Origin of the sequence: Brevundimonas sp. (assembly GCF_047617075.1) — a bacterium.
In the GTDB taxonomy this organism is placed as follows: domain Bacteria; phylum Pseudomonadota; class Alphaproteobacteria; order Caulobacterales; family Caulobacteraceae; genus Brevundimonas.
Window position 1 is genome coordinate 16,071 of sequence record NZ_JBLGCI010000019.1, and the last position, 21,281, is coordinate 37,351.

Sequence of the window (21,281 nt, forward strand, 5' to 3'; positions counted from 1 at the left end):
TTGCCCTAACGCGGAGTCAACGCCGCCTTACAGATTGAGCAGGGCGGGGTCGCCGCCCTGAGCGGCGATATTGACGCTGATGGCCTTTTCCGCCGCATAGCGGATCAGGCTGTTGGGCCCGCCCGCCTTGGGACCGGTGCCCGACAGACCTTCGCCGCCGAAGGGCTGAACGCCCACAACCGCGCCGGTGATCGAGCGGTTCACATAGACGTTGCCCGCAGGCACCAGTTCCATGACGTCCGCCGCGAAGGCGTCGATGCGGCTGTGCACGCCCAGGGTCAGGCCATAGCCACGCGCCGCCAGCTTGCGCGCCACCTCTTCCAGGTTGTCCGGGTCGTAGCGATAGATGTGAAGGATCGGACCGAAGACTTCCTTTTCCAGGAAGTCGGGCGCGGGCACCTCGGCGATGACGGGGGCGAACAGATCGCCCTTGTCGGCGCCCTCGGGAAGGTCGGCGCGGGCGACGACCTTGGCCTCCTTCTCAAGACGCTGGACGTGCCTCTCGAGAATCTCCCGGGACTCCGCGTCGATGACCGGTCCGATGTCTGTGGAGGGATCGGCGGGATCGCCCACCACGCGGGTCTTCAGGGCGCCGGCCAGACGCTGGATGAAATCGTCGGCGTTGGACCTGGGGATGAACAGCATGCGCAGGGCCGAGCAGCGCTGACCGGCGGAGCCGAAAGCTGACGCAATCACATCGTCGATGACCTGTTCACGCAGGGCGGTGGTGTCCACGAACATGCCGTTCAGTCCGCCCGTTTCGGCGATGAAGGGGATGATCGGACCTTCACGGGCGGCGATGGAGCGGTTGATGGCCGAGGCGGTGTCGGTGCCGCCCGTGAAGGCGACCCCGTCGATGCCCGGATGATTGACCAGGGCCGCGCCCACCGTTTCGCCCCGGCCCGGGACGAGCGCGAGAAGGTCAGGATCCAGGCCCGCCTTCTGGAACTGACGGACGGCCTCGCAGGCAACCAGCGGCGTCTGTTCGGCGGGCTTGGCCAAGACGGCGTTGCCGGCGGCCAGGGCGGCGGCCACCTGGCCGGTGAAGATGGCCAGGGGGAAGTTCCACGGACTGATGCAGGCGAACACGCCCCGGCCGTGCAGGACCAGGCGGTTGGACTCGCCCGCCGGGCCGATCAGATCCTCCGGGCCGCCGAACTGTTGCTCGGCCAGCATGGCGTAGTAGCGGCAGAAGTCCGCCGCCTCGCGCACCTCGGCAACCCCGTCATCCAGGGTCTTGCCCGCCTCGCGGCACAGCAGCGCGATCAGGCGGTCCATATCCGTTTCCAGAGCGTCGCCCATGGCGCGCAGGATCGCCGCGCGCGCGGCGCCGCCGGAGCGGTCCCAGGCGATCTGGGCTTTCGCCGCACGCTGAACCGCCTCGTCCACATCCTCGGCCGTGGCTTCGGACACGTGCCCCAGAATGCGCGAGCGATCGCACGGGCTCGTCACATCGCGCGGATTCTCGCCCGCCTTCAGGGCGCCGCCGATGAAGGGGCCGGCGTTCAGCTTCTCACGGTCCAGCGCCTCCAGCGTCTGGGCGTGGATTTCGCGGTCTTCGGCCTGGGAATAGTCGCGGCCGAGTGAGTTCAGGCGATTTCCGTACATGTCTCTGGGCACCGGGAGTTTGGGGTGACGGTCGGGCTGAGCCTCGACGGCGGAGATTGGATCGGCGGCCACGTCGGCGGCCGGGACGCGCTCGTCCAGCAAGGCGTGGACGAAGGATGAGTTGGCGCCGTTCTCAAGCAGGCGGCGCACCAGATAAGGCAGCAGCTCCTCATGGCCCCCGACCGGCGCATAGGCCCGGACCACCGGTTCGGCGCCTTCGTTCCACGTATGACGGGCGGCGTCGTACAGCGCCTCGCCCATGCCGTGCAGGCGCTGGAATTCGATGCGCACCTCGCGCTCGCGCGCCATGCGGTTCACGGCGGCCAGGGTGTGGGCGTTGTGGGTGGCGAACTGGGAATAGATGTGGGGCGCGGCTTCCACCATGGCCTCGGCGCAGACCAGGAAGTTCAGGTCCGTGGCCTGTTTGGTGGTGAAGACGGGATAATCCACGCGCCCGGCGATCTGGGCGCGCTTGATCTCGGTGTCCCAGTAGGCGCCCTTGACCAGACGCACCATCAGCCGGCGGCCCGAACGCTGGGCCAGGTCGGCGATCATGGCGATCACCTGCGGCGCGCGCTTCTGATAGGCCTGAACCGCAAGGCCCAGACCGGTCCAGTCGCCCAGCTCGGGTTCGTGAACCAGCCGGTCCAGAAGCTTGAGCGACAGAACGAGGCGGTCGGCCTCCTCCGCGTCGATGGTGAAATTCAGATCGTACTTTGCGCCCAGCTTGGCCAGACGCAGCAGGCGTGGATACAGTTCATCCCACACCCGATCTTCCTGAATGGCCTCGTAGCGGGGCGACAGGGCCGACAGCTTGACCGAGACGCCGTGGCCATCTTCGGGGCCCAGCCCTTTCTTGCGGTTCTTGCCCACGGCCTCGATGGCGCCGGCGTAGATGCGCTCGTAATGCTCGGCGTCGGCGGCGGTGCGGGCGCCCTCCCCCAGCATGTCGAAGCTGCACAGCCAGTCGTGACGATCCGCGCGTTTGAGCGCCGCGCCGATGTTGCGGCCCAGCACGAACTGCTCACCCATGATCTTGACGGCGGTGACCACGGCCTGACGGATCACAGGCTCGCCGATGCGGCCGGCCACCCGCGCCAGGAAGCCGGGCAGGTCGCGCCGGGCGTCCTCATCCACATCCACCAGTTTGCCGGTCAGCATCAGGCCCCAGGTGGAGGCGTTGACGAACAGGCTGTCGGACTGGCCCAGGTGCGACGCCCAGTCGGCGGAGCCGATTTTCTCGGCGATCAGGCGATCCCGGGTGTCGTCATCAGGAGTGCGCAGCACCGCCTCGGCCAGGCACATGAGGGCCAGGCCCTCTCGGGTGCCCAGGCTGTATTCCTGCAAGAAGCCCTCCACCACCCCCTGCCGGTTGGCGGCGGCGCGCGCCCGCTCCACCAGGGAGACGGCCTCGCCGACCACGGCGCCGCGCTCCATCGGGTCCAGCGGCATGCGCGCAAGCAGGTCCGTGACGGCCTCGCGCTCATCACGGAACTTCAGTTGATCAAGGGCGTCCCAGTGACTCACGCGCGTCGCAGCTCCGGCAGGTGTTCGGCTCCCCATACTCTGGCCAGAAGGAAATATCCTCTGTATCTTTGCCGTCAGGACCGAACAATATTTGGTTCAAACCGGGAAACGCCGAATGCATGATTTGGATGCGACCGATCTCAGAATTTTGAAGACTCTTCAACTGGATGGGCGGATCACCAACGCCGAGCTGGCCAAGCGCTGCAACCTGTCCCCGGCGGCCTGTCTGGAAAGGGTCAAGCGGCTGCGGCAGCGCAAGGTGATCCTGGGCTATTCCACCCTGATCGATCCGGCGGCGGTGAACCGGGGGCTGCTGATCTTCATCGAGGTGGTTCTGGACCGCACCACCGGCGACCTGTTCGACGCCTTCGCCGCCCAGGCCAGAAAGACGCCCGAGATCATGGAGTGCCACATGGTGGCGGGCGGGTTCGACTATCTGATCAAGGCCCGGCTGGCGGACATGGAGGCTTACCGCGCCTTTCTGGGGGACGTTCTGGTGCATATGCCGGGGGTGCGCGAGACCCGCACCTATGCGGTGATGGAGGAGATCAAGAGCATCCCGATTCTGCCCATCTGAACGGGCTTGTCAGGGCGCGGATCATGTCTCGCGTTTGTCGCGGTTAGGCGTTAAGCCTGTCGCCCTTCGGAAACGGGGAGCTCAAGCCCTTAATGCGCATCGTACTGGCCACCGACGCCTGGGAACCCCAGATGAACGGCGTCGTCCGCACCCTGACCCGCACGGTCGCCGAATGCCGCGCCATGGGCCACGAGGTGGAGGTCATCGAGCCGGGGCAGTTCAAGACCATCCCGTGCCCCACCTATCCGGAAATCCGGCTGGCGCTGGGCGCCGAGGAGGAGATCCGCGAGCGGCTGCGCGCCTTCGAGCCGGAGGCGGTGCACATCTCCACCGAAGGGCCCATCGGCATCGCCACGCGGCGCATCTGCGTGGAATGGAAGCTGCCGTTCACCACCAGCTATCACACCAAATTCCCCGAGTACGTCTCGGCCCGGTTCCCGATCCCGGTGCAGGTGGGCTACGCCTACATGAAGTGGTTCCACAAGCCGTCCGGGCGGTTGATGGTGGCCACGCCGACCCTTCGGGACGAGCTGACCGAGCATGGGTTCAGGAACGTGTCGCCCTGGTCGCGGGGCGTGGACACCGAGCTGTTCCGGCCCGACCGCGAGCCCATCTATGAGGAACTGGGCGGAAAGGACTGGCCGCGCCCGTTCTGGCTGAACGTGGGCCGGGTGGCGGTGGAGAAGAACATCGAGTCCTTCCTGGAGCTGGACCTGCCCGGCACCAAGATCATCGTCGGCGACGGCCCGGCCAAGGCCGAGCTGGAGGCCAAATATCCCGAGGCCAAATTCCTGGGCGCGCGGTTCGGTGAGGAATTGGCCCGCTGTTTCGCCGATGCGGACGTCTTCGTGTTTCCCAGCTGGACCGACACCTTCGGCCTGGTGATCCTGGAGGCCATGGCCGCGGGCGTGCCGGTGGCCGCCTATCCGGCCCACGGACCCATCGACATCATCCCCGGCTCCGGCGCGGGCGCGATCGATGACGACCTGAAGACCGCCTGTCTCGAGGCGCTGAAGATGGATCCCGTGACCGTGCGCGCCTATGCGGAGAAGTTCAGCTGGCGCGCCTCGGCGGAGCAGTTCGTGGAGAACCTGCAGCCCTATCCCGAGCCGCAGAAGACGCGGCTGTGGCGCCGCCTGCGACGCCTGGCCCGGGTGCGCGGCAAGGCGGCCTGAGCCGAACCTTCGAGCACGGACAAAGAAAAACGCCGCGAACCGAAAGGCTCGCGGCGTTTGTCGTTTCAGACGATGGGTCCGGTCACTCTTCCGGACGGGTCATGCTGGTCTGGTTGGTCACGGCCTCGCGCTGGGCGGCGAAGCGCTCGGCGTCCAGCGGGATCAGGCCGCGGTCCTGCAGATAGCCGCCGCGTCCCATGCTGTTCTCGGAGACGTATTCGGCCACGAACGCTTCCAGACCGGGCACCACGCCGATGTGGGCTTTCTTCACGTAGATGAACATGGAGCGGCTGATCGGGTATTCGCCCGAGGCGATGGTGTCCACCGTGGGGGCCACGCCGTTGACCGTCGCGGCCTTCACCTGATCCATGTTCTGCTCCAGGAACGAGAAGCCGAACACGCCCAGGGCGCCGGGGGTGCGCGTCAGGGTCTGGACGATGGCGTTGTCGTTCTCGCCGGAGTCGATCCAGGCGCCGTCCTCGCGCAGGGTGTGGGCCAGGGTCTCGAAGCGGTCCTCGTCACTTTCAGCCAGGGCGGCCAGTTGCGGCACGGCCTCGGCCGACGGCGCCATGCCCAGCTCCAGCCAGGAATCGCGGGTGCCCGAGGTGGGCGGGGGGCCATAGACCTGGATGCGCTGGGCCGGCAGGCCGGCGCGCACCTGATCCCAGGAGGCATTCGGGTTGGCGACAAACGCGTCGCCCTCGCCCGGCACCTGGGCGGCCAGGGCCAGATAGAGGTCGCCGCCCTCGAAGGCGAAGTCGGCGCCGTCGCGGGCCGTGGCGATGACGATGCCGTCATAGCCGATCTGGATCTCGATGATGTCGGTGACGCCGTTGGCCACGCACTGGTCGAACTCCGACGCCTTCATGCGGCGCGAGGCGTTGGCGATGTCCGGGGTCTGGGTGCCGACGCCGGCGCAGAAGGCGGCGATGCCCCCGCCGGTGCCCAGCGACTCCACGCGCGGGGCGACGCCCCCGCTGCGCTGGGCGAAGTTCTCGGCCACGCGGGTGGTGAAGGGGAAGACGGTCGAGGAGCCTGCGGCCCACACCGTGTCGCGCTGGGCCCCGGCGCCGCCGGAACCGTCGCCGCACGCGGCCAGAAGGGCGGCCGCGGCCGCCACGATCAGATAGGGTCTCATGTCCTGGATTCTCCCATGGAAGGTCGAAACCGTCCTTACCCGGAGCATGTGACAGGGCGTCTGCGCGTCCGTGACGGTTCCGTTACAGAAGCCGCTTGCGCATGGCCTGGGACAGCATGTCGATCAGGGTGACGGCGATGACGATGACGATGGCGATGGCCGAGACCGTCGCATAGTTGAACGCCTGAATGTTTTCGAACAGCAACTGACCGATGCCGCCGGCGCCGATCAGGCCCAGAACGGTGGCCGCGCGGCTGTTGGACTCGAAACGATACAGGGCGAACGAGGTCCAAAGGGGCGCCACCTGGGGGATCACGCCCCAGACGATCTCATGCAGTCGGCCAGCGCCGGTGGCGCGCACGCCCTCGACCGGCCCGTGATCGATGGACTCCACGGCCTCGGAGAACAGCTTGGCCAGCACGCCAGCGGTGTTCAGGGCGATGGCCAGCACGCCGGCCAGCGGCCCCAGGCCCACCGCCACGATGAACAGGGTGCCCATGACCAGATCGGGGATGGAGCGCAGGATGTCCATGACCCGGCGCATGGGCCAGACGATCCAGTTCGGCGCGATGTTGCGAGCGGCGGCCAGCCCCATTGGAATGGCCAGGAACACGGCGATGAAGGTGCCCCACAGGGCGATCTGGATGGTCAACCACATCTGGCCCACCAGCCGCGCCCACAGATCGGGATTGTCCCACGGCATGGGGGGGTTGAGCAGTTCGCGGCCGTAAAGACGGATGTTGTCGGTGTTGGTGAACAGCAGCGGCAGGCGGCTCATGTCCACCGGGCCGAAGCTGATCAGCAGCAGCAGCAACAGGCCGCCCCACAGCAGGATGTCCAGCGCCCAGGCCCCGGCCGAACGGGACGGCGGCTCGGGGATCACGCCGGGCTGAAGCGGGGTCGCGGTCAAGGCGTCACCTCACGACGCGAACGCAGCTCGGCCAGACGTTCCTGAGCTTCAGCGATCGCAGCCTGATCGCCTGCGGCCCGGGCCTCGCGAAGGGCCTGGTCGGCGCGCATCTCGCGGATGGGGTCCAGATAGCTGCCGTCGGCGGCGCGGAACTGGGAGTAGTTGAGCGCGGCCAGAACCTGACGCTGGCGCTCCGCCTCGGGGCCTTCGCCCTGGCCGTAGGTCAGGAAGAAGCTGCGGATCCGCTCCTTCAGGGCCGGATCCAGATCGGACCGCAGGACGATGCCGGACTCCGGGATCGGCGGCGATTCCCAGATGGTCTCGAGCTGCTCGACGATCTGCGGATTGTTCCGGGTCAGGAACACCGTGTTGACCGAGTTGGAGGTGGCCACATCCAGCACGCCGGTGGCCACCGAGAAGGAATTGGCCTGGTGGTTCGCCGAACGCACAGTGCGGAAACAGTCGCTGGGCTCGATGTTCCGGGGGCTGAACAGGAAGGTCATGGGCGCCAGGGTGCCCGAGGTGGACTGGGCGTCGCCCAGCCCAAACGTCAGGCTCTGATCACAGGCCAGCACCTGATCCAGCGTAATGCCTGAACCGCGCCGCACGATCAGGGTGGAGGTGTAGCTGTCTTTGCCTTCCACATCGACGGTGCGGGCGATGACCTCGCCTTCAGACCGGTCGATGGCCTGCAGCGCCGGCAGGGCCGAGAACCAGCCCACCTGCACCTGATTGAAGCGCATGGCCTCGATCAGGGCGTTGTAGTTGCTGGCGAAGAAGGGACGGACCTCGACGCCGATTTCTTCTTCCATGTCGTTCAGCAGCGGCTCCCACAGGGGGCCCGAGGCGGTCTGGCTCTCGGCCGACAGGATGGAGAAGGTGATTTCGGTGGGCGCGCCGTCGGCGCTTTCATCGCCTTGTCCGCACGAGACGGTCATGGCGGCGAGGGCGATGGCGGAGGCGGCGATGGCCAGACGACGGGTGATCATCCTTGAGTCTCCCAGAACGCGTCCTCGAACTCGGGACCGTAAATATCAATGAGGGTGGCGCGGTCCAGACCGGCCGAGGGGCCGTCATAGACCACCTTGCCCGCCTTCAGCGCGATGACGCGCTCGCAGTAACGGATGGCGTAGTCCACCTGGTGCAGGGTGACGATGACCCCAAGGCCGTCGCGGCGGTTCAGCTCGACCAGCAGCTCCATAACCTTGCGGGCCGAGACCGGGTCCAGCGAGGCCACCGGCTCGTCGGCCAGAATGGCCTGGGCGCCCTGGACGATGGCGCGGGCGATGGCGCCGCGCTGCTGCTGGCCGCCGGACAGGGTGTTGGCGCGCTGGGCGGCGTAGTCGGCCACGCCCACCCGGTGCAGGGCGGCCATGGCCTTGTCCTTGTCCTCGGGCGGCCACAACCCGAATATCCCGCGCCATGCGGGCAGGCGCCCCAGAGCGCCGAGCATGACGTTGGAGAACAGGCTGAGGCGACCAACCAGATTGAACTGCTGGAAGATGAAGCCCAGCTTGCCGCGCGTGCGGCGCACCGAGGACGCCTGACGCCCGTTCTGCTGCACCGTCTCGCCGAAGACGACGACCTTGCCCTTGCCGCCGTCGATGGGGATCAGACCGGTGATGGAGCGAAGCAGGGTGGACTTGCCCGAACCGGACGGGCCGATCAGGGCGACCATCTCGCCGGGCGCCACGGACACGGTGACGCCGTCCAGCGCCTTGCGCGCGCCATAGGTCTTGGACACGTCGCGCACATCTGCGACGGCGGCGATCTGGGAGCTCATGAACGCGTCAGGGGGCTGCTGGAACGGGTGTGTTCGAAAGGGCAAGCGCCCCTTCTGCCGGGCGCGGATGACTTGTTAATGACACGCCGGGCCGCTTTGCGTCCAGTGCGTCTGATGCGGCGGATTGATCCGAAGGGTCAGATCGCTTTCAGACCCGTCGGACGATCGGTCATCCAGGGCGGCGCGGGCATGGCCCGGTGGGCGTCGGCCAGCGCCTGTGACCAGCGGGCGCCCAGTTCGCGGAAATAGGGATCCTCCGCCTCGATGCGGCGCTGATCGCTTTTCAGGGCGTCCCGCTCCAGGGTGATCAGATCGAACGGCGGGCCCACCGCCACATTGGAGCGGATGGTGGAATCGAACGAAATCAGACCCAGCTTCACCGCGTCGTCCAGGGGCGTGTCCGTCGTCAGGGCGCGGTCCAGGATCGGCTTGCCGTATTTGAACTCGCCGATCTGCATGTAGGGCGTATCGGCGCCGCACTCGATGAAATTGCCCTGGCTGTAGATCAGGTACAGGCCCAGCGCCCCGCCCGCCACCTGACCGCCCATCAGCACCGTGGCGCTGACGTCCACCGCCTCGGCCTCCAGCGAGGGGGCGATGGTCTCGCGCACGCTCTTGACCGCATGACCGACCAGCTGGGCGGCGCGGAACAGGGTCGGCGCGGTGTGCAGGGTCTCAACCTCTTCGGAATCCGCCATGCGAATGCCTTCGCGCACCATGGCCAGAGCCGTCTGGGTCACCGACAGGTTGCCCGCCGTGGCCAGGGCGATGACCCGCTCGCCGGGCGTCTCGACCACGTGCAGCTTCTTGTAGGACGAGATGTTGTCCACGCCCGCGTTGGTGCGGGTGTCGGCCATCATGGCCAGGCCTTCGTTCACCAGCATGCCGACGCAATAGGTCATGGATTGTCGTCCGACTTGAAACCCCGGAAAGCCATAACCGATTCGAGGGTGATGTGATCCACGTTCATCGCGGCCATCCAAACTGGCGGCCGCCGGACTGCTGGGCCTGCTGCTGGCTCTGGGACTGACGCACGTCGCGCACGTCCAGCTTGACGCTGAGGCGTTCGCCCCCGCCGCCATAGCTGGTTCCGCGCACCGGGGCGGCGCCCAGGTAGTCGGGGCCCGAGGCGATCCGCACATGGGTCTCCGAAGGGCTCACCCCGTTGGCCGGGTCGAAGCCCACCCAGCCGAGGCCGTCCACGTGCGCCTCTGCCCACGCATGGGCCGCTTCCTGATCGGTCTGGCCGTCCATGCGCACCATGTGGCCCGAGACGTAGCGGGCGGGCACGCCGAGGCGACGAGCCACGGCGATGAACACATGGGCGTGGTCCTGACAGACGCCGCGCCCCTCGGCGAACGCCTGCGCCGCCGTATGGGTGGCCGAGGTGACGCCCACCTCGAAGGTGATCCGCTGGTGCAGCGCAGCCATCAGGGCGTGAAGTTGCTCCAGCCCGGATTTGTCGCGGAAAGTCTCTGCGAAATCGATCAGGGCGGCGTCGCACGTGGTCAGGGGTGTGTCGCGCAGAAACACCAGCGGCGACAGGCGCTCGGGCCAGCCGCTCATCACCCCGCCGGTGTCGGTGGTGGTGACCTCGCCGGTGACGCGCACGGTCAGGCTGTCGGCGGGCTGCTCGGTATAGAGTGTGTGGACGATGTTGCCGAAGGCGTCCTCGGACTGGCGCAGGCGGGCGTCCACGTCGGTCTCGATGCGCCAACGGTCCACCTGCTGGCCGTCGCAGGAGCGGGGCGTCAGGCGCAGCACCTGGATAATGAAGCGCGCGGCCTGATCATAGCTGTAGGTGGTGGCGTGATCGATCCGGATGCGCATGGTCAGCTCAGATACTGTTCGCTGATGGCCTGACCAAGGCGGTTGTTCTGGTCCAGAAACGCCTGGATGTACTCGTGCAGGCCCGACTGGAAGATGCGTTCGATTGTGGCCTCCTCGAACTGCATCAACCGGGTGTTGGCGATGCGCTGGGACAGGCCGCGGCGGCCATAGTCTGCAGCCAGAAGCTCCAGACAACTGACGATCTCGGACTGGCAGCTGGCCAGCGAGCGGGGCATCTGGCGGTTCAGCACCAGCAGGTCCGCCACCAGCCACGGCTTGACGTTGTCCCGGTAGACCCAGCGATAGGCGGTCAGGGCCGAGACCTCGCGCAGCAGGGTGGTCCACTGGAAATAGTCCAGCTGGCCGCCCACCCGTTCCCCCTCGGGCAACAGCAGGTGGTATTTCACGTCCAGCAGCCGGGCGGTGTTGTCCGCCCGCTCCACCGCAGCCCCCAGCTTCAGGAACCAGTAGGCGTCGTTCCTCAGCATGGTGCGCGATGACGCGCCCTCAACCGACAGGGTGACGGTCTTCACCCACTCCAGAAAGTTGACGAAGTCGTCGCGCCGGGTGGGCCGACCCTGCTCCGCCAGACCGTTCCAGGCGCCGTTGATGGCTTCCCACAGCTCCACCGTCAGGGCGGTGCGCACCGAGCGCGCATTGGTGCGAGCCCGGGTGATGCAGGCCGTGATGGATGAAGCGTTGTCCGGCGCAAAGGCCAGGAACTCGCGCACGGACCGCTCGCCCGGCGTGGCGCCGAGCGCGGCGAAGGCGTCGGCCATGCCGGCGGAGGCCACGGCCCCGGACCACACCCCCTCGCTGGCGCCCTCCCGCGTCGGTATGGCGGCAAGGCGCAGGGTGGCTTCCAGAATGCGCGCCAGATAGTCGGCCCGCTCGATGTAGCGGCCGGTCCAGAACAGGCTGTCGGCGGTGCGTGAAAGCATCAGTCCTCCAGCACCCATGTGTCCTTGGTGCCGCCGCCCTGACTGGAGTTCACCACCAGAGAGCCGGCCTTCAGCGCCACGCGGGTCAGGCCGCCGGGCGCCGCCCTGATACCCTGCGGCGACGACAGCACGAAGGGACGAAGGTCCACATGGCGGCTGGCCAGCTCGCCCTTGTCCAGGGTCGGGGCCGTGGACAGGGACAGGGTCGGCTGGGCGATGAAGTCGTCGGGGTCGGCGATCAGCTTCTTTCGGAAGTCTTCGATCTCGGCCTTGGTCGCGGCGGGCCCCACCAGCATGCCGTAACCGCCCGAGCCGCCCACTTCCTTGACCACCAGCTGGTCCAGCTTGCCCAGCACCTCCTTCAACGCCTCGGGCTCGCGGCAGCGCCAGGTGGGGACGTTCTTCAGGATCGGCTCCTCGCCGGTGAAGAAGCGGATGATCTCGGGCATGTAGGTATAGACCGCCTTGTCGTCGGCCACCCCGGTGCCGGGCGCATTGGCGAGGGTCACCGTCCCGGCCTGATAGGCGGTCATCAGGCCCGGCACGCCGAGGGCGGATTCCGGCTGGAACGTCAGGGGATCCAGCCAGGCGTCGTCCACCCGGCGATAGATCACGTCCACCCGCTTGGCCCCCTGGGTGGTGCGCATGAAGACGAAGCCGTCGTCCACGAACAGGTCGGCCCCCTCGCACAGCTCAACGCCCAGCTTGTCGGCCAGAAACGAGTGTTCGTAGTAGGCGGAATTATACTGACCCGGCGTCAGCACCACGATGCACGGGTCCGCCCCTGCCCCCGCCGGCGCGCAGGCGCGCAGGCTGTCCAGCAGCATGTCGGCATAGGTCTCAACCGGCCGCACCGGATACTCGGCGAACAGGTCGGGGAACAACCGCATCATCATCTCGCGGTTCTCCAGCATGTAGGAGACCCCGGACGGGGTGCGGACGTTATCCTCCAGCACGTGGAAGCCGTCCTCGTCCGTGCGGACCAGGTCCACCCCGGCGATATGGATCCAGATGTCACCCGGCGGACGGCGGCCCTGCATTTCGGGCCGGTAGCAGGAATTGGTCAGCACCAGTTCAGGCGGAATGACGCCGGCTTTCAGACACTCCTGAGCGCCGTAGATGTCCTTGAGAAAGGCGTTCAGGGCGCCGACGCGCTGGACCAGACCGGCCTCAAGCCCCGCCCATTCCGCCGCGCCGATGATGCGTGGCACCACGTCGAAGGGGATCAGCCGCTCGCTGGACGCCGCCTCGCCGTAGACGGCGAAGGTGATGCCCATGCGGCGGAAGAACAGTTCCGCCTGGCGGGACCGGGCCTGCAGCAGGTCAGGCGGCGCCTCGGCCAGCCAGCGGGCCAGCGCCTGATAGCTCTCCCGGATCTCGGGCGGTCCGTTGTGACCGGTCATCTCGTCGAAAGGCATGGCGCCTCCGTGCGGCTTGGCGCACAGACTGGACCGGACGGGCCCCGCCCGGCAACCGAATTGTGCATTGCAACATCGACAGCCTTGGTCAGGGGACGGCCTTTTCGATGGTGTTCAGGTCCGGCTTGTAGGCGATGGCCTGGCGGCAGCGGGCCAGGAGATGCTTGTCCATGCGGCTCACGGCCGGTTCGAAGATTTCAGCGCCCTCAACCAGCGACCACAGGGCCTTTCTCAGGCGGATCATCACCGCCGGGTCGGTTGCGCCGTGGCGCGCGATGGGGTCCATCACGTCGCTGAGCAGATCGTCCGGTTCGATCCCCGGCGCCAGAATGCGTGAACAAATCTGGTCCTCCGGCTGGTCCGGCGTCGTGCGCGCCCAGTCATCCAGCAGCCGGACGCCCACGCCGATGACCTGCATGGCCGTACCCGGATCGTTCACGCCGGGCGACAGGGCCCTCGTCGCGATCTCGCCCAGCACGATCAGGCCGAAGCGAGGGTCCTGATCGAACGAGCGGGCGGGACCCAGCGCGAAGGCCGAGACGAATTGCTTGCGGACGTCGTCCTCGCACGTCTCCAGACTGATGCGGGCCAGCGGCTCTCCGCGTCGGACGAAGGCGCCGGGTACGGCGATGACCTGGACCTCGCAGTCCAGGGCCTCCGCCACCTCCTGAAGACGCTGCGGATCAACGTTGTGCACATAGCCGGTGGAGCCGGCCGCCACCAGCGCGCCCTGTTTCAACGCGCCTTCGCGTCCGCTGATGAAGGGGCGCCGTCGCCGGTCCGTCAGGGCCTCGCAGGTCTTTTTCTCCACTACCGCCACCATGTGCCCGACCTGAGCCAGGCTGGACAACCGGTCGATCCAGGCCAGCAGCCTGAACGCCACCAGAGCGACAACGCACAGGCTGACGATGAAGATGATCGCGCGCCCCTCCGCGCCGTAATAGTTGGCGTTGATCGCCGTGACCCCGACGATGGCGTAGAGGAACGCGCCGACGAAGGTGGCCAGGGACTTCTGGGTGCCCTCATCCGAGGTGACCAGCGATGCGGCGCGCGGCGTGGCGGCCGAGGACACCGCCGTATAGGCCGTCACCATGGCGCCCAGGGAGAAGGTGGCCACCGCCAGCAGGCTGGAGGCGAGAATGGTCAGGATTTCCTCGACGGACTCGCCGCCGAGGCGTTCGGCCACGTCGTCGGGCACCCACGGCGCGCCCACCACCGCCAGCAAGGCCGCCCCTACGCCCACCAAAGCGTAGAGCGCGGCGCGGAACCAGAGGCGGCCTTGCAGCCGCCGCCAAGCGAACAACCATCGGTCCATGAAAGCCCCTTCCTCGCCCCTGCAACGCCCTCGAGAGCGGCCGGCTCCCGAAAAACCTCGGAACCTGCCCGGAAATTGTCACTTTACATGACAGCCCATGAACCTTATGTCGCGCGTTCCGGCGGACCCCGTAGGTCCTTATGCTTGCGCCGCTAACGCCGGTCTGGGTTAACAATCTGCAGGGGGTTACGTGAATTGCGCACGTACCAATTTCCCCTGGACCTGGTCCGTGAGCGGTCCCCTGAGCGTCCCGTCGCCCTCGTGCGGCCGCGCTCTGTTTCCGTAGCGGCACGCTGGTTCCAGGACAATCTGAAGGCCGATGTCTTCTATGCGGTGAAGGCGAACCCTTCCGCATGGGTCATCGAGGCCCTGATCGAGGCGGGCGTGACCGCGTTCGACGTGGCCTCCCTTTCCGAGATCGAACTGGTGCGTTCGGTCAGTGCCACTGCGCGTCTGGCCTTCATGCACCCGGTGAAGGGCCGCAGCGCCATCACCAAGGCCTATTTCGACCACGGCGTCCGCACCTTCGCGCTGGACAGCCACGATGAGCTTCAGAAAATTCTCGACGCCACCGGCGGCGCGAAGGATCTGAACCTGATGGTGCGCATGGCGGTCTCCGCCGACGGCGCGGCCTATACCCTGTCGGGCAAGTTCGGCGTGGCGACGCACGATGCGCCGTCGCTGCTGCTGGCCGTGCGCCAGGCGACGGTGGACGGCCTGATGGGCGTGTCGTTCCACGTGGGCAGCCAGTGCATGCGTCCCTCGGCCTATGAGGCGGCCATGGCCCAGGTGGGCCGCGCCATCAGCCGCGCGGGCGTGTTCGTGGACATCGTCGACGTGGGCGGCGGCTTCCCGTCGGTCTATCCGGGCATGGTCCCGCCGGACATGCAGGAATACGCCGACGCCATCCATCGCGGCTTCAACGAGATGCCGGTTTCGGAAACCACCGAGCTGTGGTGCGAGCCGGGCCGCGCGCTGGTGGCGGAATCGTCCTCGATCCTGTGTCAGGTCGAACTGCGCAAGGGCGACGCCCTCTATCTGAACGACGGGTCCTACGGCTCGCTGTTCGACGCGACGCACTCGCGCTGGCCCTTCCCGGTCAAGCTTGTGCGTGACGGCGAGCAGGCTGGGGAGCTGAAGCCCTTCCGCTTCTATGGTCCGACCTGCGATTCCATCGACCACATGCCCGGGCCGTTCTACCTGCCCGCCGATGTGCGCGAAGGCGACTATATCGAGATCGGCATGCTGGGCGCCTACGGCGTGGCCATGTCCACCGGCTTCAACGGCTATGGCGTGCACGACATCGCCGCGGTCGAGGACGCCCCCATGGCCTCGCTCTACGGTCTGGCGCCGCGCTCCATCCCCACCGTGCGCACCACGGCGGAAGAGACCGCCCGCAAGGTGGTTCGCTTCAGCCGGCCCAAGGGCAAGGCGGGCCAGCGCAAGAAGTCGCGGCGCTGAATCGTCACTGATGCGTTGATATAAGCAGCGGCCCGTCGCTCCGTCCGGGCCGCTGCATTTCATTCAAGGACGGGCGCTCAAACCAAAGGGAAACCCGCGAGATGAACGCACCCGTGAAGCCCAACACCAAGGCCGAACTGCTGCAGAACGTGATCGAGCACGTGGACATCACGTCCTTCGACGCCCGCCCGATCATCGACTCCATGCGCAAGATGAGCTTCTCGAGCCGCGACACGGCCCGGGCCGCCGACATCTTCAACATGGCCATCGAGGACAAGGCCTGCTCGCCCTGGCTGATCCTGGCCGGATCCACCTCGGCCGGCGGCTGCATGCACGTGTACCGCGATATGGTGAAGTTCGGCATGGTGGACGCCATCGTCGCCACCGGCGCCTCGATCGTCGACATGGATTTCTTCGAGGCCCTGGGCTTCAAGCACTATCAGGCCGCCGGTCCGGTGGACGACAACGTGCTGCGCGAGAACTACATCGACCGCATCTACGACACCTACATCGACGAGGAAGAGCTTCAGGCCTGCGATCACACCATCCTGGAGATCGCCAACCGTCTGGAGCCGCGCGGCTATTCCAGCCGTGAGTTCATCTGGGAGATGGGCAAGTGGCTGTCCGAAGGGAATGCCAAGAAGCCCGGCAGCCTGATCCAGACCGCCTATGAAGAGGGCGTGCCGATCTTCTGCCCGGCGTTCGTGGACTCCTCGGCCGGTTTCGGTCTGGTCAAGCACCAGAAGGAGCGCGCCGCCGCCGGCAAGCCCTACATGATGCTGGACGCCATCGCCGACTTCCGCGAGCTGACCGACATCAAGATCGCCGCGGGCGTCACCGGCCTGTTCATGGTGGGCGGCGGGGTTCCCAAGAACTTCGCCCAGGACACCGTGGTCTGCGCCGAGATCCTCGGCGTCGAGGCCGAGATGCACAAATACGCCGTGCAGATCACCGTGGCCGACGTGCGCGACGGCGCCTGTTCCTCCTCCACGCTCAAGGAGGCCGCGTCGTGGGGCAAGGTCCAGACCACCCACGAACAGATGGTCTTCGCCGAGGCCACCACGGTAGTGCCGCTGATCGGATCGGACGCCTATCACCGCGGCGCCTGGAAGAACCGCGAGAAGCGGCGCTGGAACAAGCTGTTCGCTTAAGAATCAAAAAGGCCCCGGTTCGCACCGGGGCCTTTTCTCTTTCCGGACCTGGCCTTTAACGAAGGCGGCCGGCCACCGCGTTCAGCGTTTCCCGCAGCGCCGCCGCACGCTCGGCATCGCCGTTGACGTTCAGTCCGCCGGCAAGCTGCTGGAGCGTCCCGGCCAGGGCCGCGTCCGAGCCGCCGGCGTCGATGCGGGCCGTGGCCTGGGTCAGGGCCTCGGTCAGCCGGGCGGCCTGATCGGCAGACATGGCCTCGGCCCGGGCCAGCTGATCCACATAGGCCTGGGCGATGACCGGATGGTCCGGCCAGCTGACCGGGTACTGCTGCTGCGGATTGAAGGTCCCGCCCTGGTCGGCCAGGCCCGCCGCGGCGATCTCGGCCTCCGACAGATGCTCGCTGGGTTCAAGCGTCAGCACGTCCAGACCCCGCACGATCTCGGTGCCGTAGATGCGGCCGTCGTACCAGTAGGTGGACCAGTAGCCGCCCAGAATGGAGTGCTCGCCGTCCACGGCGCCCCGGTCGAACGAGGCGATCTCCACCGGATTGGCGGAGTCGGTGAAGTCGATCACCGAGACGCCGCCCTGATACCAGGCCTGAACGAAGATATCGCGGCCGGGCACCGGCACGATGGAGCCGTTGTGGGCGACGCAGTTCTCCTGCTCGCTCTGGGGGGCGGGCAGCTTGTAGTAGCCGCGCCGCTCCAGCTGGCCGTCGACGATGTCGTAGAAGGCGTTGGCGCCCCAGGTCACCGGATCCTGCACCCGGCAACGCGGGCGGGCGCCGCCGCCCCACTCGTCGGTGAACAGCACCTTGGTGCCGTCGTTGTTGAAGGTGGCCGAGTGCCAGTAGGCGAAGCCGGGATCGTTGACCGCGTCGATGCGCCGGGGCGCACGCGGGTCGCTGATGTCCAGAATGATGCCGTTGCCCGAGCAGGCGCCCGCCGCCAGATTCGCGGACGGGAAAACGGTGATGTCGTGGCACTGGTCGGTGCGGCTGGTGCGCTGGGTGCCGTCGCCGTGGTCCCCGCCCTGCCACAGACCGGCCACCACGCCGGTCTCGTCGTCGGCGAAGACGCGCGGGCTGTCGATGATGCGGGATTGTGACGGGTCGGCCACCGGGATCTCGATCACATCGATGCTGAACAGGGCCGTGCGCGGATCACCCGGCAGGCCGACGACGCAGCCGGCCAGTTCTTCTTCATCGCGCACCGAGGAAGTGCCCGAGTTGTAGACGATGATCGAGCGCTCGTCGGACGACACCACCGAATGGGTGTGCGAGCCGCGGCAGGTCTGGACCTGCCCCACCTGCGTGGGACGCACCGGGTCGCTGATGTCGAAGATGCGCAGGCCCCGGAAACGGTCGGGGCTGACGTCCTCGCTGATGCCCTCGCGGCCGCAGTCGACGCGGGCGGTGGTCTGCTCCACCGACATGATCAGCAGGTCGCCGACGATGGAGACGTCCCCCTGCCCGCCCGGACAGACCACCGAGCTGATCAGCTGGGGCTCGGCCTCGCCGATGCGGTACAGATTGAAGCCGTGATAGTTGCCCACCGCCATCAGGTCGCCAGAGAAGGCCATGTCAGTGTTGGCGAAGCTGAGGAACGGACCACGCCGGCCGAAGCGGCCCGGCGTCTCCTCGCCCCGCTCGCCCTCGGCCGCGTCATCCTCGGAAGGGATCGGCGGCGGCAGGCCGGCGGGATTGGCGGCGTCATAGAAGCCGGCGGGCTTGGGCAGGCTGGTCAGCAGGGTCATGTTGCTGGCCGCCTCGCCTGCGTCGCGGAAGCCCGGCGTCAGGCTGGACCGCGGATCGTCGGTCAGGCCGCGCGCCAGGGTCGTCATGCGGGTGATTTCGGACTGCTGTTCGTTGGTGATGTCGGTGGCGAACTCGTACAGCACCGGATCATAGGCCGAGCCGGAACGGCCCAGCAGGTCGCTGACCATCTCGATGGCGCCCGCGTGGTGGGCGATCATCAGGTCCAGGAACAGGCGGTCGAAGGCCGGGCCGCTGGCGGCGGCCAGTTCGGCCATCTGCTCAGGCGTCGCCATGCCCGCCATGGTCATGTGGGCCTGGCCTGCGCCGTGGCCGCCGTGATGCGCGTGTCCAGCCATGGCCGCCGGGTCCGGCGCATCCTCGCCCCGCTGGCGCAGCCAGTCCTGCATGAAGGCGATCTCGTCAGCCTGCGACGCGGTGATGCGGCCCGCGATGTCCACGATGTCCGGCGTATTGGTGCGGTCCGCCACCAGGGCCGCCATCTCGGTGGCCTGATGGTGGTGGTGGATCATGTCCTGCATGAAGCGCACGTCATCGGCCGAATAGCGGTTGTCGGCGATGCGGGTCGCCTCCTCCGCCGTCAGGGCGCGCGGCGCCTGTCCCGGCGCGCCCGGCTGCAGGATTGGCGCTTCCTGCGCGAACACCGACCCTGCGGCCATGAGACTGAGCACCGAACAGCTCACAAGCAGGCGAACGGATGAGGCAGATTTGGATGACATGAGGAACCCCGCACACGATGAATAAATCCAGCCTAGCATGCCATCTGGAGTGGCGGCGTAAAAAGGAGGCAAGGTCATGGGAACCTTTGCGGAACCGTATCCACCATCGTGCTTTGTTTGGTCACAGGAGAACGACCATGGACGACCAGGCGAAAAAGCATCCCTCTGATCATGGCGATAAACCCGATCTGGGGAGAACGTCGGACAATCTGGCTGACACCCTGGGGGAGGCCCTGACAGGCACCAACGGCGGCTCTGACACGCGCGCTGGCTCCCTGCGGGGCGGTTCCGCCTCAGGTTCGGACATCGACCCGGACCAGGAGGCCATCGACAGGGTCCTGACGACCGAGGGCATGGCCGCCGCGGATGATGCGGACGACGAGGCCGACGACGGTGTGCGCAACACCGGACGCAGGCGCTCGGGTCCGGGCGACGACGCGGACGCGGCGACCGGCTGAAACCGTCGCTTGCGAGCGGCGCCGGGATGCGCCACGCTGCGGCCGTAGCGATAGAGGACTGTCTTATATGAGGCGGCTGAGCCTGGGCCTTGCGGCCCTTGTCCTGATGGGCGTGGGCGCATGCGGGGGCGACGAGCCCGCGCCGCCGGAAGAGGCGACCGAAGCCGCCGAAGCGTCCGATGCGGTCGTGGAGGCGCCGGCGACCGCCGCCGGCGATGAAGCAAGCGACGCCGCCGCTAGCGAGATCGACCTTTCCGACACCGAGGCGGTTCTGGCCGCGCCGGGCGCGCCGGCGTTCGCGGTGCTGTACCCGGGCGGGACGATCCAGGAGCCGGAGGCGGAAGCCGGAGACCCTGCAGGGCCGAGCGGCGCGGTCACCTACCTCACCACCGCCTCCCCCGATGAGGTCATGGCCTTTCACCGGGCGCGCGCCGAGGCGGAAGGTCTGGCCTCGGTCATGGCCATGAACCAGGGCGAGTCCCGAGCCTACGGGGCCCATTCGACCGAGAACGGGGCCAATCTGTCGGTCTTCGCCACGCCCGGCGAGGACGGCGGCGCCTCTGTGCAACTGGTCTGGAGCGCCGGGGGATGAAGCGGGCCGTCCTGATCGCCGCGGCCGCCCTTCTGGCGGGAAGCTGCGCGGTCAACGACGCCTTTCCCGCACCCTCGCGCATAGAGACCGCCGCTCCGGCGCCCGGACCCTATCTTGGCGAGCAGACCCTGACGGCGCTGGCCCAAGCGGTGCAAGGGCCTCCGGCCCCCGGGTCGGCAGAAGCGGCGGCGGACCACGCGGCGTCGCAGCGCTGGCGCGCATTTGAGGACAGCGACCGCTGGCGGCTGGCGCAGGCCCACGCCGAGGTCCGACCGAACCTGGCCGTCCAGCATTTCGACTGCCCCCTGAACACGCGCCTGGCTGAGGAGCCTCCCCCGGCGCTCATGCACCTGCTGGGCCGGTCGCTGCGGGATGCGTCGGTCGCTTCCAACGCCGCCAAGGCTGTGGGCTTTCGAAACCGCCCGATCGTCGACGATCCGGATCGCCGGGCCTGCATCCGGGTGGACGACGACCTCAGATCCAGCGCCTCTTATCCCTCCGGCCACGCAACGGTCGGCGCCCTGTGGGGCCGCATCATGGCCGAGGTGGCGCCTGATCAGGCCCAGACCCTGACCCGTATCGGCGACGAGATCGGCGTCAGCCGCGCGGTCTGCGCCCTGCACTATCCGTCCGACGTGGCCGCGGGTCAGGCGCTGGGCGTCGCCCTGTTTCAGGCTGTGCGCGAGACGCCGGAGTATCAGGCCGACCTGGCGGCCGCCCGCGCCGAAGTGGCCCGGGCGCGCAGCCTCGGCCTTCGCAATCCCGGCTGCGCGGCGGAACGGGCCGCCCTTGGGCAGACCCCATCCTGACCCTGCTGGTCGCCCTGATCGCCCTGCAGCTGGCGGCCGAGCCGCCGGCGCGGTCCTGTTCCGCTGAAGAAACGGCCGCCCTGCTGGCGCCCGGAAG

18 protein-coding genes are annotated in these 21,281 nt (G+C 67.7%); 7 read left to right on the forward strand and 11 right to left on the reverse strand.

What is annotated here, in order from left to right; all coding sequences use genetic code 11:
• Window positions 1-27: 27 nt before the first annotated feature.
• The gene (gene putA, locus ACI8U3_RS14325; protein WP_415015546.1) at window positions 28-3,171 is read right to left on the reverse strand and encodes a bifunctional proline dehydrogenase/L-glutamate gamma-semialdehyde dehydrogenase PutA; all 3,144 of its coding nucleotides are present in this window, start codon (window positions 3,169-3,171) and stop codon (window positions 28-30) included.
• Between the two features lie 79 nt (window positions 3,172-3,250).
• On the opposite strand from putA, the gene ACI8U3_RS14330 reads away from it, so the two are divergent.
• Both ACI8U3_RS14330 and ACI8U3_RS14335 read left to right on the forward strand, forming a co-directional pair.
• Complete coding sequence (locus ACI8U3_RS14330) at window positions 3,251-3,712, forward strand: Lrp/AsnC ligand binding domain-containing protein (protein WP_415015547.1); 462 nt, start codon at window positions 3,251-3,253, stop codon at window positions 3,710-3,712.
• Between the two features lie 92 nt (window positions 3,713-3,804).
• Window positions 3,805-4,887 (forward strand): glycosyltransferase family 4 protein, encoded by a 1,083-nt coding sequence (locus ACI8U3_RS14335; protein ID WP_415015548.1) that lies wholly within the window; start codon window positions 3,805-3,807, stop codon window positions 4,885-4,887.
• Window positions 4,888-4,969: 82 nt separating this feature from the next.
• Here the strand turns inward: ACI8U3_RS14335 and ACI8U3_RS14340 are convergent, their stop codons facing one another.
• The 9 genes from ACI8U3_RS14340 to ACI8U3_RS14380 all read right to left on the reverse strand — a co-directional run bounded on the left by ACI8U3_RS14340 (window position 4,970) and on the right by ACI8U3_RS14380 (window position 14,222).
• A complete protein-coding gene (locus tag ACI8U3_RS14340; RefSeq protein ID WP_415015549.1) occupies window positions 4,970-6,025 on the reverse strand; it encodes a substrate-binding domain-containing protein in 1,056 nt (351 codons plus the stop codon).
• Window positions 6,026-6,107: 82 nt separating this feature from the next.
• On the reverse strand, window positions 6,108-6,935 hold the full coding sequence (gene phnE / locus ACI8U3_RS14345) for a phosphonate ABC transporter, permease protein PhnE (RefSeq protein WP_415015550.1): 828 nt from the start codon (window positions 6,933-6,935) through the stop codon (window positions 6,108-6,110).
• The gene (gene phnD, locus ACI8U3_RS14350; protein WP_415015551.1) at window positions 6,932-7,924 is read right to left on the reverse strand and encodes a phosphate/phosphite/phosphonate ABC transporter substrate-binding protein; all 993 of its coding nucleotides are present in this window, start codon (window positions 7,922-7,924) and stop codon (window positions 6,932-6,934) included. The genes phnE and phnD overlap by 4 nt, the downstream gene beginning before the upstream one ends.
• Window positions 7,921-8,718 carry a phosphonate ABC transporter ATP-binding protein gene (phnC, locus tag ACI8U3_RS14355; protein WP_415015552.1) on the reverse strand — a complete coding sequence of 266 codons (798 nt, stop codon included), beginning with the start codon at window positions 8,716-8,718 and terminating at the stop codon, window positions 7,921-7,923. The genes phnD and phnC overlap by 4 nt, the downstream gene beginning before the upstream one ends.
• Before the next feature lie 137 nt (window positions 8,719-8,855).
• Window positions 8,856-9,620, reverse strand: a complete 765-nt coding sequence (locus tag ACI8U3_RS14360) for a peptidase (RefSeq protein WP_415015553.1) — start codon at window positions 9,618-9,620, stop codon at window positions 8,856-8,858.
• A gap of 64 nt (window positions 9,621-9,684) precedes the next feature.
• Window positions 9,685-10,548, reverse strand: coding sequence for a transglutaminase family protein (locus ACI8U3_RS14365; protein ID WP_415015554.1), 864 nt, complete (start codon window positions 10,546-10,548; stop codon window positions 9,685-9,687).
• A 2-nt stretch (window positions 10,549-10,550) separates the two neighbouring features.
• Window positions 10,551-11,489: an alpha-E domain-containing protein gene (locus ACI8U3_RS14370; protein ID WP_415015555.1), complete on the reverse strand. Its 939-nt coding sequence runs from the start codon at window positions 11,487-11,489 to the stop codon at window positions 10,551-10,553.
• Window positions 11,489-12,907, reverse strand: a complete 1,419-nt coding sequence (locus ACI8U3_RS14375; RefSeq protein ID WP_415015556.1) for a circularly permuted type 2 ATP-grasp protein — start codon at window positions 12,905-12,907, stop codon at window positions 11,489-11,491. Before ACI8U3_RS14375 ends, ACI8U3_RS14370 begins: the two co-directional genes overlap by 1 nt.
• A gap of 88 nt (window positions 12,908-12,995) precedes the next feature.
• The gene (locus ACI8U3_RS14380) at window positions 12,996-14,222 is read right to left on the reverse strand and encodes a DUF2254 domain-containing protein (protein WP_415015557.1); all 1,227 of its coding nucleotides are present in this window, start codon (window positions 14,220-14,222) and stop codon (window positions 12,996-12,998) included.
• Between the two features lie 195 nt (window positions 14,223-14,417).
• Between ACI8U3_RS14380 and ACI8U3_RS14385 the strand changes: the two genes are divergently transcribed.
• Both ACI8U3_RS14385 and ACI8U3_RS14390 read left to right on the forward strand, forming a co-directional pair.
• Complete coding sequence (locus ACI8U3_RS14385) at window positions 14,418-15,683, forward strand: type III PLP-dependent enzyme (protein ID WP_415015558.1); 1,266 nt, start codon at window positions 14,418-14,420, stop codon at window positions 15,681-15,683.
• Window positions 15,684-15,784: 101 nt separating this feature from the next.
• Complete coding sequence (locus ACI8U3_RS14390) at window positions 15,785-16,834, forward strand: 1,9-bis(guanidino)-5-aza-nonane synthase (RefSeq protein WP_415015559.1); 1,050 nt, start codon at window positions 15,785-15,787, stop codon at window positions 16,832-16,834.
• A 55-nt stretch (window positions 16,835-16,889) separates the two neighbouring features.
• Here ACI8U3_RS14390 and ACI8U3_RS14395 read toward each other — a convergent pair whose 3' ends face one another.
• Window positions 16,890-19,277: a DUF305 domain-containing protein gene (locus tag ACI8U3_RS14395; RefSeq protein ID WP_415015560.1), complete on the reverse strand. Its 2,388-nt coding sequence runs from the start codon at window positions 19,275-19,277 to the stop codon at window positions 16,890-16,892.
• A gap of 185 nt (window positions 19,278-19,462) precedes the next feature.
• On the opposite strand from ACI8U3_RS14395, the gene ACI8U3_RS14400 reads away from it, so the two are divergent.
• The 3 genes from ACI8U3_RS14400 (at window position 19,463) to ACI8U3_RS14410 (ending at window position 21,184) form a co-directional block, all read left to right on the forward strand.
• A complete protein-coding gene (locus tag ACI8U3_RS14400; RefSeq protein ID WP_415015561.1) occupies window positions 19,463-19,783 on the forward strand; it encodes a ribonuclease in 321 nt (106 codons plus the stop codon).
• A gap of 67 nt (window positions 19,784-19,850) precedes the next feature.
• Window positions 19,851-20,375: a hypothetical protein gene (locus ACI8U3_RS14405; protein ID WP_415015562.1), complete on the forward strand. Its 525-nt coding sequence runs from the start codon at window positions 19,851-19,853 to the stop codon at window positions 20,373-20,375.
• Window positions 20,372-21,184, forward strand: coding sequence for a phosphatase PAP2 family protein (locus ACI8U3_RS14410; RefSeq protein WP_415015563.1), 813 nt, complete (start codon window positions 20,372-20,374; stop codon window positions 21,182-21,184). The genes ACI8U3_RS14405 and ACI8U3_RS14410 overlap by 4 nt, the downstream gene beginning before the upstream one ends.
• The last annotated feature ends 97 nt before the right edge of the window (window positions 21,185-21,281 follow it).